At 70.6% G+C, this 13,997-nt stretch carries 13 protein-coding genes; 6 read left to right on the forward strand and 7 right to left on the reverse strand.

Annotated features, from left to right (window positions below; translation table 11 throughout):
* Nucleotides 1-132 precede the first annotated feature (132 nt).
* Entirely contained in the window at nucleotides 133-3,096 is a 2,964-nt protein-coding gene (locus tag AB0I51_RS11990; RefSeq protein WP_362973940.1) for a SpoIIE family protein phosphatase, read from the reverse strand.
* 332 nt (nucleotides 3,097-3,428) lie between these two features.
* Between AB0I51_RS11990 and rutA the strand changes: the two genes are divergently transcribed.
* Nucleotides 3,429-4,502 (forward strand): pyrimidine utilization protein A, encoded by a 1,074-nt coding sequence (gene rutA, locus AB0I51_RS11995; protein ID WP_362973942.1) that lies wholly within the window; start codon nucleotides 3,429-3,431, stop codon nucleotides 4,500-4,502.
* A 95-nt stretch (nucleotides 4,503-4,597) separates the two neighbouring features.
* Entirely contained in the window at nucleotides 4,598-5,230 is a 633-nt protein-coding gene (locus AB0I51_RS12000; RefSeq protein WP_362973944.1) for an isochorismatase family protein, read from the forward strand.
* Nucleotides 5,231-5,245: 15 nt separating this feature from the next.
* Here the strand turns inward: AB0I51_RS12000 and AB0I51_RS12005 are convergent, their stop codons facing one another.
* The 3 genes from AB0I51_RS12005 to AB0I51_RS12015 all read right to left on the reverse strand — a co-directional run bounded on the left by AB0I51_RS12005 (nucleotide 5,246) and on the right by AB0I51_RS12015 (nucleotide 6,912).
* Complete coding sequence (locus AB0I51_RS12005) at nucleotides 5,246-6,019, reverse strand: transglutaminase domain-containing protein (RefSeq protein ID WP_362973946.1); 774 nt, start codon at nucleotides 6,017-6,019, stop codon at nucleotides 5,246-5,248.
* 108 nt (nucleotides 6,020-6,127) lie between these two features.
* The gene (locus AB0I51_RS12010) at nucleotides 6,128-6,277 is read right to left on the reverse strand and encodes a hypothetical protein (RefSeq protein WP_362973948.1); all 150 of its coding nucleotides are present in this window, start codon (nucleotides 6,275-6,277) and stop codon (nucleotides 6,128-6,130) included.
* Between the two features lie 131 nt (nucleotides 6,278-6,408).
* Entirely contained in the window at nucleotides 6,409-6,912 is a 504-nt protein-coding gene (locus AB0I51_RS12015; RefSeq protein WP_362973950.1) for a hypothetical protein, read from the reverse strand.
* 155 nt (nucleotides 6,913-7,067) lie between these two features.
* Between AB0I51_RS12015 and AB0I51_RS12020 the strand changes: the two genes are divergently transcribed.
* The gene (locus AB0I51_RS12020; protein ID WP_362973952.1) at nucleotides 7,068-7,223 is read left to right on the forward strand and encodes a hypothetical protein; all 156 of its coding nucleotides are present in this window, start codon (nucleotides 7,068-7,070) and stop codon (nucleotides 7,221-7,223) included.
* Between the two features lie 79 nt (nucleotides 7,224-7,302).
* On the opposite strand, the gene AB0I51_RS12025 is transcribed toward AB0I51_RS12020, so the two are convergent.
* Nucleotides 7,303-7,446 carry a hypothetical protein gene (locus tag AB0I51_RS12025; protein WP_362973954.1) on the reverse strand — a complete coding sequence of 48 codons (144 nt, stop codon included), beginning with the start codon at nucleotides 7,444-7,446 and terminating at the stop codon, nucleotides 7,303-7,305.
* Between AB0I51_RS12025 and AB0I51_RS12030 the strand changes: the two genes are divergently transcribed.
* Nucleotides 7,445-8,080, forward strand: coding sequence for a hypothetical protein (locus AB0I51_RS12030; protein WP_362973956.1), 636 nt, complete (start codon nucleotides 7,445-7,447; stop codon nucleotides 8,078-8,080). The two genes, AB0I51_RS12025 and AB0I51_RS12030, sit on opposite strands and share 2 nt — an antisense overlap.
* 9 nt (nucleotides 8,081-8,089) lie before the next feature.
* On the opposite strand, the gene AB0I51_RS12035 is transcribed toward AB0I51_RS12030, so the two are convergent.
* Both AB0I51_RS12035 and AB0I51_RS12040 read right to left on the reverse strand, forming a co-directional pair.
* Nucleotides 8,090-10,108 carry an NB-ARC domain-containing protein gene (locus tag AB0I51_RS12035; protein WP_362973957.1) on the reverse strand — a complete coding sequence of 673 codons (2,019 nt, stop codon included), beginning with the start codon at nucleotides 10,106-10,108 and terminating at the stop codon, nucleotides 8,090-8,092.
* Between the two features lie 147 nt (nucleotides 10,109-10,255).
* Nucleotides 10,256-11,257, reverse strand: coding sequence for an Lrp/AsnC ligand binding domain-containing protein (locus AB0I51_RS12040; RefSeq protein WP_362973959.1), 1,002 nt, complete (start codon nucleotides 11,255-11,257; stop codon nucleotides 10,256-10,258).
* 87 nt (nucleotides 11,258-11,344) lie between these two features.
* On the opposite strand from AB0I51_RS12040, the gene AB0I51_RS12045 reads away from it, so the two are divergent.
* Both AB0I51_RS12045 and AB0I51_RS12050 read left to right on the forward strand, forming a co-directional pair.
* Nucleotides 11,345-12,796, forward strand: a complete 1,452-nt coding sequence (locus tag AB0I51_RS12045; RefSeq protein WP_362973961.1) for a carboxylesterase family protein — start codon at nucleotides 11,345-11,347, stop codon at nucleotides 12,794-12,796.
* A 265-nt stretch (nucleotides 12,797-13,061) separates the two neighbouring features.
* Complete coding sequence (locus tag AB0I51_RS12050; RefSeq protein WP_362973963.1) at nucleotides 13,062-13,994, forward strand: PhzF family phenazine biosynthesis protein; 933 nt, start codon at nucleotides 13,062-13,064, stop codon at nucleotides 13,992-13,994.
* Nucleotides 13,995-13,997 lie beyond the last annotated feature (3 nt).

The raw sequence follows: 13,997 nt of genomic DNA on the forward strand, positions 1-13,997 counted from the left end.
GCGCAGGGGAGTGTGAGTGGGGACGTGCGAAGGATCCGGGGATCTTGAAAGGGGAAAGTAACAGTTCCAACTCACGTTACCCATGGGTACGTTGTGAAGGGCGGGAGCCTGGCCGATTTGCGACGGTGCCCGTCAGCCCTCGTCCCCGAAGGGCAGCGAGTCGAGGTCCCCGGTGAAGTCCTCCACGCTCGGGAACATCAACTCCAGGGCGTCGCCCGGCAGTTCCTGCCGGGCGCCCGAGGCCGTCAGCGCCTGCTCTGTCCAGATGCACTTGCCCGTCGACGTGTACCGCGTGCCCCAGCGCTGGGTGAGGGCGGTGATCAGCTGCAGACCGCGCCCGCCTTCGTCCGTGTCCGTGGCGCGCCGGATCCGCGGCATCGTCAGACTGCCGTCGAAGACCTCACAGATCAGCTCGGCACCGTGCAGCAGCCGCAGGCTGACCGGGCCCTTGGCGTGCCGCACCACATTGCCCACCAGCTCGCTGGCCAGGAGCTCCGTGGTCGGGGTCAGATCCTCCAGACCCCAGGTGGTCAGCTGCTCCCGCACATGACGGCGGGCCTGGCCGGCCGCTCGCGGGTCCTCGGGCAGCGACCAGGAGGCGATCCTGTCGGGGGTCAGGGCGTGCAGCCGGGCGACGAGGAGAGCGGCGTCGTCGGCCGTCGGATGCTCGGCCGGGAGCAGACCCGCCGTGAGGGTGTCGCACAGCCGCTCCAGCTCCAGCCGCTCGGAGCCCGCTTCCGCGCCGGCGCCGGACCGGTGCGCCGCGCTCAGCAGCCGCGCCAGATCCGACATGCCCTCGTCCATCTCGCGCTTCGACGACTCCACTAGACCGTCGGTGTAGAGGACCAGCAGACTGCCCTCCGGCACCTTCAACTCGACCGTCTCGAACGGCGGTTCAGCCGCGCCGAGCGGCGGGTCGGCCGACAGCTGGGGGAAGTGCACCGTGCCGTCCGGATGGACCACGGCCGGCGGCGGATGACCGGCCCCGGCGATGGAACAGATCTGGGTCGTCGAGTCGTAGAGCGCGTACAGACAGGTCACGTAGGACTCCTCGCCCATCCCGGCGACGAGGTCGTTCAAGTGGCTCATGATCTCGTCGGGCGGCAGCTCCAGGTCGGCGAGAGTGTGCAGCGCGGTGCGCAGCCGGCCCATCGTCGCCGCCTCCGGCAGACCGTGGCCCATCACATCGCCCACCACCAGGGCCACCTGGCCGCCCGAGAGCGGGATGATGTCGTACCAGTCGCCGCCCACGTCCATGCCCTGGCCAGCCGGGAGGTAACGGGCGGCGGCGGTGCACGCCGGCAGCTCGGGCAGCGCCCGGGGGAGCAGGCTGCGCTGGAGTTCGCGGGAACGGTCGTGCTCGGCGTCGAAGAGCCGGGCCCGTTCCAGGGCCTGGGCGACGAGGGCGCAGATCGTGGAGAGGAGCGTGCGCTCCTCGTCGGTGAGCCGGCGGGGGTGGTCGAAGGCCACGACGCAGACGCCGAAGGTGTGGCCGGACGCCGTCAGCGGCAGGAACGCCCACGCCTGCTTCTCGGCCCTGGACGGCCTGGCGGCCAGCTCGGGGTAGCGGGCCGCGTACTCCCCGACCGAGGACAGGAACAGCGGCACGCCGGACGCGATCACGTCCCAGGACGGCTCGCCGGGGGTCCGGGCGCTGCCGTCGACGACGGCGAGGAATTCCTCCGGGTAGCCGTCCGCTCCCACGGTGTGCAGCCGGTCGCCCTCGATGGCCTGCACCAGAAGTCCGGTGGCGGCGAACGGCGGCAGCACCCGGCGGGCGACCGCGGCCACCACGTCCTGCGAGGTCGTCGCCTTGGCGAGAGCGGCCGTCAGCTCCCCGATCCGGGCCGCGCGCCGGGCCACGGCCAGTTCGGACGCCCTGCGCTCCTCCTCGTGCTGGCGCTTCTCGGTGACGTCGGTGAGATAGAGGGTGACTCCGTCGGGTCCCGGGACCAGCCGCAGATGGTGACGGCGTCCGGTGCCCTCCAACTGGGCGTCGAAACCGACCGGGGTCTCCTCGGCCGCGGCCTTGCGGCAGCGGTCCTCCAGGCCGGGGACGCTCCGTACCGTGGGCAGCTCCCACAGGAGGCGCCCGAACAGCTCCTCCTCGGACAGGCCCAGCGTGCGCTCCGCCTCCAGGTTGGCGAAGGTGATCCGCCAGTCGTCGTCCACCGCGAGGAAGCCGTCGCTCATATGGCGCAGGGCCCGGCTGAGGGAGTCCCGGGCGGACCGGGACTCGTTGCTCTCCCAGCCCACACCGATCATCCGGAGGGGCTCGCCCTGTTCGTCGTAGGTCGCCCGGCCGCGGGCCCGGGTCCAGCCGTAGGTGCCGTCCAGGCGGCGCACCCGGTACTCCGCCTCGAACACGTCGTGCTCGCGGATCGCCCGGTCCACCGCGTCCAGCGTCGGCGGCAGGTCGTCGGGATGGACGCACACCATCCAGTTCTCGACCCGCGCGGTGTAGTCCTCGGGGCGTGTGCCGTAGAGATCCAGGGCCGCCTCGTCCCAGATCAGCTCACCGCTGCGGATGTCCCAGTCCCACGAACCGACGCTGACCTCCTTCAGCGCCTGCCGCAGCCGGTCACGGTGGCCGGCCGGCTCCGCGCTGGAGGGGCCGGAGGGCGGCGGCGCCTGGCTCATGCGCTCCTCGGTCCAGGCGACCAGGTCCCGCAGGAAGGCCCACTGCCGCGGTGTGGGCTCACCCTGCTCGCCCATCAGGACGGTGAGCGCACCGATGCTCCGGTCCCCGCCGGACACCGGCACGGCGGCCAGACCGGTGCCGGGCCAGGAGAGCTTCGGGCCCGCGGACCCGCTCACGGGCGTGGGCTCCACCGGAACCCACACACCGCTGCCCTGGTGCAGTGCCTTGGCCGGGGCCGTCGGGCCCTCCTGGTCGATGATCTCCCACGGGCGGGTCAGGGCGGGAGGCAGACCGGTCGACGACACCAGCCGCAGCGCGGACATCGGGCCACGCAGATGAATCGCTCCACCGAGCGCACCCAGCTCGCCCACCGCGTGCTGCAGTGCCAGCCGGAAGACTTCGCTCTCGGTGACGCCGGGGTCCACAGTGCCGAGCAGAGCCAGACGTGCGTTCATACCGTAAATTTTACCGTTCCCGCCTCACATGACACGCTCTCCGCAGTACTCCCACCTTTGGCTCAAGCTGTCGCGCACAACTCTCAACAGTCAGGATTCCAGGCTGAGTTGCATCGGAGTGCCGCCGATGTTCCCTCCGGCGACAATACTCGGCATCCGTGACGGCCGCGCCCTGTGCGACAGCAGGGACGGCCGACCGCGCACCGTTCACGGAAGGGGTGGCAAGCGGTAACGACCGACGACTACCTTCGTGCTCGTCCCGGAACCCCTTGATCATGCCCGCACGTTGTCACACCGTCAGGCTCACCGCCCACCCGCCAACGAGGAGCGGCATGGACATCGGCGTTTTCATCCCCATCGGCAACAACGGCTGGCTCATATCGAAGAGCGCGCCGCAATACCGACCGAGCTTCGAGCTGAACAAGGCCATCGTGCAGAAGGCCGAGGAGCACGGGCTCGACTTCGCGTTGTCGATGATCAAGCTCAAGGGATTCGGCGGTGAGACGGAGTTCTGGGACCACAACCTGGAGTCGTTCACCCTGATGGCGGGCCTGGCCGCCGTCACGGAGCGGATCAAGCTGTACGCCTCCACCCCGATCCTGGTGCTGCCCCCGGCGATCGTCGCGCGCATGGCCACCACGATCGACTCCATCGCCCCCGGCCGCTTCGGCATCAACATCGTCACCGGCTGGGCCCCCGGCGAGTACTCCCAGATGAGCCTGTGGCCCGGCGACGAACACTTCGGCAACCGCTACGCCCGCGCCGCCGAGTACGTCACCGTGATGAAGGAGCTGTGGAGCGAGGGCGTCAGCAACTTCAAGGGCGAGTTCTACGAGATGGACGACTGCGTGCTGTCCCCGCGCCCGGCGGACGGCCACATCGACATCGTTGCCGCCGGACAGAGCAACACCGGAATCCGGTTCGCCGCCGAGCACGCCGAGTACAACTTCATCCTGGGCAGTGGCGTCAACACCCCGCTCGCGCTGTCGGGCACCACGGCCACGCTGGTGGAGGCGGCCGAGGAGACCGGCCGTGACGTCGGCGCGCTCTCCCTCTTCATGGTCATCGCCGACGAGACCGACGAGGCCGCCCGCGCCAAGTGGCAGGACTACCACGACAACGCCGACCATGCGGCGCTGGCGTACATGGCCGGTGAATCGGCCACCGACACCACAGCCGACGACACCTCCACCGCCCGGACCATCGTGCTGCCCGAGGGCGCGGTCAACTTCAACATGGGCACGCTGGTCGGGTCGTACGAGACCGTCGCGAAGATGCTCGACGAGGTGGCGGAGGTCGAGGGCACCAAGGGCATCATGCTCGTCTTCGACGACTTCCTCGAAGGCCTGGAGAACTTCGGTACCCGCATCCAGCCGTTGATGAAGTCCCGCTCGCAGTCCAGCTGATCCCCTTCCCCGCGAACGCGGCCCCGGAGCCGGACACCCGCTGTCCGACCGCTCCGGGCGCCGCCGCGGACGAGCCAGGACAGGAAGGACGCGCCATGCCCCGTCGTTCCCAGCAGGAGGACTACGAGCGCGCCGGGCTCGACGGGCAACTCAGCCCCGGCACTTCCCCGGCGTTGATCCTGGTGGACCCCGCCCGCGCCTACGTCGACCCGGACTGCCCGCTCTACGCCGGCGTCGAACCGGCGGCCGACGCGATGAGGACTCTGCTCGCAGACGCGCGCCGCGCCGGGATTCCGGTCGTCGTCACGCGGGTGCTGCTGAGGGCGGACGGCAGTGACGGCGGGGTCTTCTTGCGCAAGGTGCCGAGCCTGACGGCGTTCCTGGAAGGCAGCCCCTTCGGCGAGTTCATCGACGGACTGGCCCCGGCGGCGGGCGAGCTGACCGTGACGAAGCAGTGCCCGAGCGCCTTCTTCGACACCGAACTGGCCGATCACCTCACCGTCGGGCGTATCGACACGGTCCTCATCGGCGGACTCTCGACGAGCGGCTGCGTCCGCGCCACCGCACTCGACGCCATGCAGCACGGATTCGTCCCGATCGTGGTCGAGGAGGCGGTCGGCGACCGCGATCCCGACATCCACGCGGCGAATCTCTTCGACATCGCGCACAAGATCGGTGAGGTCTGGCCGCTAAGGCGCGTCCAGGAGTACCTGGCGCCGTTCGGCTGACCGGCGCGTCGGATGCTACGCCGCGCGGTGCCGCCCCATGACCGGCTCGGCCAGCACTCTCGCCACCGGGCAGAGGGTCTGACCGTGCCGGGCGAAGAGTTCGTCGCGCGAGTCGAAGTGGCCCAGATCCGCCACGACGTACGCCGAGAGGTCGCACCCGGCACCCGAGGTCGGGCAGAGCGTCGCGCCGTCCCAGTCGATCGCCGTCCTGGACAGCGCCTCGAAGAGCGTCTCCGAGCCGGAATTGGTGAAACCGGCGTCGATGCCGTCGCTCAACTCCTCAAGGCTGCCGAAGAGTTCGGACACCGCCAGCCAGGAGGCCGACGGCGCGCCGTCAAGGCGGAATTCCGGCCAGGCCAGCAGAACCCGGTCCGGGACGATCCGGCGCAAGCGGGGAAAACGCGGATACCAGAACGTCCCGTCCACCAGCAGACCCCGCACCCGTGTGGCCACCCCGGTGGCCCGCGCCACGGCTTCGAGTACGGCGAGCCGCTGGCTGCACGAGCCACGGCCGCGGCGCAGCACCTCGGACACCGGCCGCTCGTCCTGCACCGAGTACACCGGCCGTACCGCCTCGGTGATGCGGCGGTGGGCGTGGCGCAGGGTCTCGATCCGGCGGACGGTCTCCGAGTCGGCCGTCACCTCGATCCCGTCGAGCAGCGAGGCCACGAGCGGATCCCGCCAGTCGAGGATCCGCGTCGGGGCCGTGCTTCCCGTCGCCGCCGCACCGCCACCGCCGGTCGTGCCGACGCGAGGACGCCTTCGCGGTGTGAGCAGCGAGCTCGTCATGGTCTTGGTCCTCTCGTCGGACGGCCCCGACGGTCAGGGATGTCCGACGGGAGGACCATCATGAAGGAGAAATTGAACGCGTTCAACTCTGTGTGGCCGACTCCTGCGTCAACCGATGCGCAGATCGTCGACGTAGCCGCGGTAACCACCCGTGCCGCCCGAGCGGTCGAAGCCCAGGAGCACCTTGCTGATCGACCGCCCTGCCCTGACCGCACTGCCGGGCCGGATGGATCCCGTTGCCGGACTGGTCGGTGGCACCCGAGTCCCTCAGGTTGCCGCCGTCGGTGAAGACAAGGTCGACGGCGACACAGGTGCTGTTGTCCGAACCGGCGTCCACCCAGGGGGTGGTGGCACTGGACTGCGGGAAGATCCAGTAGCTGGGCCCGGTGTCACCGCGGACGGTGAGCGGCGCGCCGTTGAAGCCGTAGACCTGCATGTACGCGTGGTCGTACGGACCGCCGTCGGCGCGGTCCGAGTACAAGAGACGTGTCGCCGGTGTGGGCCTGTTCGCCCGTGCGGAGGGTGGCCTGGGGACCGGTGAGACCGCGGCACAGGCCGGTGATGCCGTAGTTGCCGTCACCGTGGGTGTCGACGTTGTCGACCGTGTCGGTCCAGGTCGGCTGGGGCTGGCCGGTCTCGAAGCCCGTGGTGAGCGCGGAGGTCGTCGCGGACTCGGCCGGCTGGGACAGTTGGTGCTGGATGGTGGCCTCGGTGGTACCTGCCGGCGCGAAGTCGATCGTCTCGCCGACGGCCGTGCGCAGCTTGATGGTTGTGCCCGAGAGGGTCCCCCTGTGAACGCAGTTCGCGTAGTACTCCACGGACTTGCCGGGCCACGGGTTGGTGAAGGTGAGGTCGCCGCCGGACCTGCTGGTGATCCGGGCGTACTCGACCACGTTGCTCCGGATGCTGCTGGAGACCTCGAAGTTGCGGTGGGCGAGCAGGCCGTCGAACTCGGCGTTGGAGTCGGTAGGAGTAGGCGGTGGCCTCGGAGTGCGGCTCCTCCATCAGAGTGCCGGGGTTGTAGCCGACCATCGCCGCCGCGTACAGGGTGGTTCAACCCCTGGCCGACCTCCTGCAACCCGCCCTCACCGTCATCGCGCAGCGGACCGCCGAGATCGGCCGAACGGCCGTCGAGCAGCCGGTGCAGTCGGTTGTCGTGCCGGTCACGTTGAAGGTGCGGGGGTCGGGTGAGGTGCCGGCCTGACGTTCAGGCCGTGTGTCGGGCGGGGGAATGGTGGTGGCCCGCTTGCGACAACGCTATTCGAGAGGGTGCTGTTTCGCGGTCAGTTCCGCTTGGTGGAGAACGGCAGGGCGTCGGCCCATTCCCAGAAGGCGTGGGCGACGATCGCCCCATGGACGAGCCTGTTCACGCTTGCCGGACCGAGCCGTCGAGGAGCCGGGCCCGGCTGATCTAGGGTCGGCGTCATGGTTGCCATGAACCTCTCCGAATCCGCTCGCCGCGTCGTCGAGGCGGCGGAACGACTCGCCGCCACGCTCGGGAGCGACCCGAACCACACCGTGGCCGCGGCGGCGATGGACACGGTCGGCCGGATCCACGAGGCGGTCAACGTCTACCACTTCACCGGCGGACCGTGCGCAGAGCTGGTCGCACTCGGTGTCGCCGCAACCGCGGGAGCGGGCCCGCTCGTCACCATCGCCGCCGCGGGGGACCGGGGCCGTGGCCTCATCTCGCCGTGCGGTCGTTGCCGCCAAGCGCTCCTCGACCTCCACCCGGACGTCCAGGTCGCCGTACCCACCGACGACGGGCCGGTGCTGCGCCCGATCCGGAAGCTGCTGCCGGACACCTACTTCTTCCCCGACGCGGACGCGCGTCGCATCGTCCGGTTCGACGAGCACGACCACGAGGCCGTCGCCACCGGGCGGAAGACCTCCACCGTCCGCCACGACGACCAGATCGCGCCCGGTCCCGCGATCTTCTTCTTCGAGGGCGACGAAGTCCACCGCACGTTGAACGGCACCGTCACCGTCGTCGAGCGCCGGCGGCTCGACGACGGTTCGACGGTCGACGAGTTGACCTTCACCGTGGAAGCACCTGAGTGAGGTCGGTGGTCAGGACGGAAGCGGGCCCTGCATCACGAGGGCGAGGCCCTGTTCGGCGTCGTCGTTGAGGGCGTTGCGGAAGGCGCTGTCGTAGGCGTCGTCGCCGACCGCCTTGCGGGCCTGGAGCTCCCATTCCTCGCGGACGGCCGAGAGTTCGGGGGTGCCGTGGTTCGGGTGGCCGAGCATGCGCCAGAAGGTGTTCCCGGTGCCCGACGTCCGCGCGGCCGCGATCCCGTTGCCCTGTACCGCGTTCGCCCCGGTGAGGAGGTCGAGCGCGAGGGCGATTCCGAGATTGTCGTGGAGGTTGTGCTTGCTGGTGAGCATGGCCCGGGCGTGGAGTTCGGCGTCGTGCGCGCGGCCCTGGAGAAGATCTATGAAGGCGAGTTGGTGGAACGCGTACGACCGCGCCCAGTGCTCGCCGTAGCGCACGCTGAGCCGGCGCAGGGCGACGGCCGCCTCGTAGGCCTCGGCGAGTCGGCCCAGCGCGGAGTGGGCGAAGGTGCGGATCACCATGCAGCACAGCTGCGGCGCGCCCGACGGCGGTGACTGGCCGTGGGTGATCAGGGCGTGGTCGCACACCTCGTACGCGTCCTGGGGACGGCCGGCCATGAGGTGGGTGAGGCCGACCGTGTGGGCGGCGAAGAGTTCGGACTGCGGGTCGCCGTCCTGGTGCGCGGCGGCCGTGCATTCCTCCCCGACGAGCAGGGCGCTGCGGTGATCGCCCTGGAGGGTGAGGGTGATGCCCAGGGCCCACAGGGCGCGGGTGCGGGAGGGGCCCTTGGGTGTGTCGAGGGCCAGGGCGCGTTCGAGGTAGTCGCGGGATTCGTGGAGGTGCCCGCAGCAGGGCCAGAACAGGCCCGTGCGGCCGGCCATTTCCACGGCGGTCTCGGGATCCGCCTCGATGAGGTGGTCGAGTGCCGCGCGTACGTCGCTGTGGCTCGCCGAGATCCGCGCGTACCAGGCGACCTGCTGTTCACTGAGCCAGCCTGCCTCGGCCTCGGCCAGCACGGTGGCGAAGTGCGTGGCGTGGAGCTGGACGAGCGTCTGCTCCTCACCGAGTTCCGCGAGCCACATGGCGCCGTACTCGCACAGCGTGTCCAGCATGCGGTAACGGACGCCCACCCGTTGCAGCACGGACTGGTCGGCCAGCCGGTCGAGGAGCCGGGGGACGGCGTCGGTGTCGAGCGGACCGCCGGCGCACACGGACTGCGCGTCGGCCGGGTCGAAGGGACCGCGGAAGACGGAGAGTCTGGCCCACAGCAGGCGCTCCAGCGGGGAACACAGTTCGTGGCTCCAGCCGATCGCAGTGCGAAGCGCCCGGTGGCGCCGGGGCCACGCGGTCTCGTCGACGAGGGTGTCGAGGCGTGAGGCGAGGCGCTCGGCGATCTCCCCGAGGCTGTTCTCCCGCAGCCGCGCACAGGCCAGTTCGACGGCGAGCGGGATCCCCTCCAGGCGGTGGCAGATGGCGGCGACGGTTTCGGCGGAGCCGGGGGAGTCGAGGGACACGTCCGGGGCGGCCGTGGCGCAGCGCTCGCGGAACAGGCGTACGGCGTCGCCGGCACCGCCGTCGTCCATCGACAGCGGCGCCACGTCGACAAGCTGCTCGCCTCGCACGCCGATGGGCTGTCTGCTCGTGGCCATGACCGTCAACCCCGGTGCGGAGGCGAGGAGTTCACTCACCAGGAGGAGGCAGGCGGGCAGCACGCGCTCGCAGCAGTCGAAGACGAGCAGCACCTGGCGGCCGGCCAGCCACTCGCACAGCGCCTCGACGGGTGCGCGCGGATTGTGGTCCAGGAGATCGACGGCGTCGCAGACCGTGGCGGTGAAGAGCCGGTCGTCATAGAGGTTCGACAGGTCGACCCACCAGACCCCGTCCGTGTACCGGTCCCGAACCTGTTCCGCGACGCGCAGTGCCAGGCGGCTCTTGCCCACACCTCCGCCACCGGTGAGAGTGACCGACCGATGCTGCGTCAACGCCGTTCTGACTGCGTCGAGTTCGCTTGCGCGGCCGACGAAGCTGGTCGTCACGACGGGGAGGTTGCCTACCACGGTCCCATCCTGCACGGCCCGGGCACGGCGCCAAACCCTCTCGCGGGAAACGGTCACAGGTGATCGGACTTGGCAACTGTTCGGTCGTTCCGTCCCCTGCGGTCGGTCCGCCGTGACGCGGTCGGTTCAGAGGCTCCCGGGGCGGACCAGGCCGGTCCGCTTCACCCCGCTCAGCAGGGGGGTGACCTCCAGCGTGGAGATGCGGGGGAGGGCTCCGATGGTCTCGCTCACGAAGTGGTAGAGCGCGTCGAGATCGGTGGCGGCGACCGCCACCAGGAGGTTGGCCGCGCCGGTGGTGGCGGAGGCGAAGCGGACCTGTGGGTGGCGGCTGAGCCGGCGGCCCGTCTCCTCCAGACCGCCGGGTGCGACGGTGATCCACAGCAGTGCCTCGGTACGGATGCCCAGCCGGGCCAGGTCGACCTCGGTCGCGAGCCTGAGCACCTGGTTGTCGACCAGCGCCTCCAGCCGGCGCCGGGCGGTGAGCGGAGTGGTGTCGGCGCGGCGGGCGAGATCGGCGTAGGAGGCCCGCCCGTCCTCGATCAGGGCCGTGACCAGTGCGTGGTCGACCGGCTGGAGACCCGGGCGGACGGCCGGGGTGGAGTGCTCCGTGCGCAGGCTGGTCAGCTCGGCCTCCGTCAGCAGACCGCCGCTCCAGTCGAAGGCCGCCGGGAAGACCCGCAGGAGGATGTGCGAGGTCCACGACTGGACCGCGGGCGTGGCCGGAAGGTCGCGCAGCAGCAGCGAGTTGCGCGCATCCGGCCCGTCCAGGAACAGGATGGTGCAGATCTCGTCACCACCGCCGAGGACGTCCACCCAGACGGTGTCGGTACGGCGGGCCAGGGTGGCTGCGATGGCGCTGATCTGGTTGGGCCGGCACTTGATGCGCAGGGCCAGCGGAATCAGATCGGGAAACCACAGGGGATTGCGTACGGCGGTGGCGCGCAGCGTCCTGTCGTGGAACAGCGGTGCCGCGCGACGCACGACCGTGCGTTCCGAGATACCCAGGACACGCCCGACCGTGCGCCACGAGGCCCGCGGGGAGGCGAGCAGCGCGGCGGCGATCCGACTGTCCGTCTCGTTCAGCGATTGGCTTGCTTTCGCCGAATTCCTGGATCTCATGTCCTTCATTCTTTGTCTCAACCTCTCTTTCTGGCCCGGATCGATACTCCCGGATAGAAACACCTCGAAGCAACCGAGACGACAGAGGTGAGCACGATGACGGACATCAAGGACCGGATCGCGGTGACGGACCGGGGCAGGGCCAGGGGCATCACGCAGGGCGGGGCGGTCTCCTTCCGGGGAATCCCGTACGCCGCGTCGCCGGTCGGCGAACTGCGCTTCGCGCCGCCCCGGCCGCACCAGGGATGGACCGGAGTGCGGGAGGCGGCGCAGGCCGGACCGGCCGTCCCGCAGGCGGCCTCCCGCCTGGAACAGGTGATGGGCCCGCGGGTGCCGGACTGGAACGAGGACGGGAGCCTCACCGTCAACGTCCACACTCCACTGCGGGCGTTCGACGACAACGCGGCCCGCCCGGTCCTGGTGTGGTGGCACGGCGGCGGCTTCACCAGCGGCTCCGGCGGCTGGGACTGGTACGACGGCGGCCGGCTGTCAGCACTCGGCGACTTCGTGGTGGTCACCGCGAACTACCGCGTGGGCCCCCTGGGTTACCTGTACCTGCCGGAGATCGGCGCCGCCAACCTCGGCCCCCAGGACCAGGCCGCCGTACTGGCCTGGGTGCGCGACAACATCGCCTCCTTCGGCGGCGATCCGGGCAGGGTGACGGTCGGCGGCCAGTCGGCCGGATCGTATTCGGCGCTGTCGCTGGCGCTGGACCCCCGTACGTCGGGACTGGTGAACCGGGTGCTGCTGCAGAGCGGCCCCTTCGGCCTGCCGCCGCAGGACCCGCAGCATGCGGCCGAGAACGCCGAAGCCTATCTACGGCTGCTCGACGTGCCCGCCGGAGCGGATGCCGGAAAGGCGCTGCGCGCCCTGCCCGCCGAGCAGTTGCTGTCCGCCTACGGCAGGCTCGCCGGACAACTGGCCCGCCCGGGCGACGCGGCCCCGCCCATGTACCCGGTGCTCGGCGGCCCCGGCGTTCCCCGCGACCTGCACGGTGCACTCGCGGCCGGTGCCCTGGAGGGCAAGGCGCTGCTCATCGGTACCGCCCGCGACGAGGCGACGGCCTTCACCGCCTTCGACCCGCACATCCAGAACCTCACCCGGGACGGCGCGCTGGAGATCCTGACCGGCCGACTCGGCGACCGGGCCCACGACATCTACCGGCGCCATGCCGCCCGGCTCCAACAGCCCACCCCGGCACAGGTCTTCACCGCCGTGCAGACCGACGATCTGTTCCGCGACGGCTCGCTGCGGATCGCCGACCACCACGCGGCCGGCGGCAACGCGACCTACGTCTACGAGTTCGACTACGAACCGGCCGAGGACGAGCACGCCCTCGGCGCCACCCACTGCGGTGAACTCCCCTTCTTCTTCAACACGTTCGACGCCTACCCGGACTGCCCGATGCTGGGCAGGCCCACCGACGCCGTGCGGGCCCTGGGCCGCACCTTCGCCACCGCGGTCGCCGAGTTCATCACCTCCGGATCGGTGCACGACTGGCTGCCCTACACACCCGCGACCGCCGCCCGCATCCGCCACTTCGGCTGAGAACGTCCGGCACTTCGGCCGACAAGTCGAGAAGTCGGGAAGTAGGGAATTAGGGAATTAGGGAATCAGCGAAGTCGAGAAAGGAACCGACCGTGAAGCACCTCTTCCGCCCCGCCGGCCGGTTCTGGAAGTCCCTGCACGCGGCCACCGCGGAGTAGCCCCACCACCGGGCGGGGCCGTACGAGGCGCACGGGGTGCACGGGGGTGCGAATCAATCCACTTTGTCGCGGCTGGCCCTGTCCTCGCCGCGTACCCGCCCACTGGGATGGACCTGCTTCCTGCTTCCCGCTTCCCGCCGTCCGCCGACGGGCGGGAGGCGCAGAAACCGCCGCAGCCGCTCGAAAGGCCCTCGATGACCATGCCGCGCACCCGTTCGTTCGTGCAGGTCGACGTGTTCTGCACGAGCCCCTATTCCGGCAACCCGGTCGCGGTCGTCCTGGACGGGACGGATCTGAGCGACGAGGAGATGCAGCGCCTGGCGCGCTGGACGAACCTGTCCGAGACCACGTTCGTACTGCCTCCCACCACCCCGGAGGCGGACTACCGGCTGCGGATCTTCACGCCCCGGGGCGAGCTGCCGTTCGCCGGTCACCCCACCCTGGGCTCCGCGCGCGCCTGGCTGGAGGGCGGCGGCACACCGCGCGACGCCGACCGCATCGTGCAGGAGTGCGCCGCGGGCCTGGTCACCGTGCGCCGCGGCGAGGACACCCTGTCCTTCGCCGCACCGCCCCGGGTGCGGGAGGGCGCGCTCGACGACGCGTACCTGCACCGGATCACGACCGCGTTCGGCATCGAGCGGAACCGGGTCGTGGCCCACCAGTGGGTCGACAACGGTCCGGGCTGGGCCGTTCTCCAACTCCCCACGGCCGAGGATGTCCTCGCCCTCGAACCCGATCTCTCCCTCGTCCCGGACGCGATGGTCGGCGCGATCGGCGCCCACCCCGACGGGCATCCGTACCGCTTCGAGATGCGCACCTTCGCCCCCGCCGTCGACGTACCCGAGGACCCGGCCTGCGGCAGCACGAACGCCGCCGTCGGCCAGTGGCTCACCTCCGGCGCCGCACCCGCCTCCTACCGCGTCTCCCAGGGCACCCGACTGGGACGGGCCGCGAGCATCGAGATCACCGCCGACCCGGACGGCACCGTCTGGGTCAGCGGCGCCGCCACCATCCGCATCCGCGGCACCATCACGCTCTGACCG

It is taken from the genome of Streptomyces sp. NPDC050549 (assembly GCF_040655035.1).
Taxonomy (GTDB): domain Bacteria; phylum Actinomycetota; class Actinomycetes; order Streptomycetales; family Streptomycetaceae; genus Streptomyces.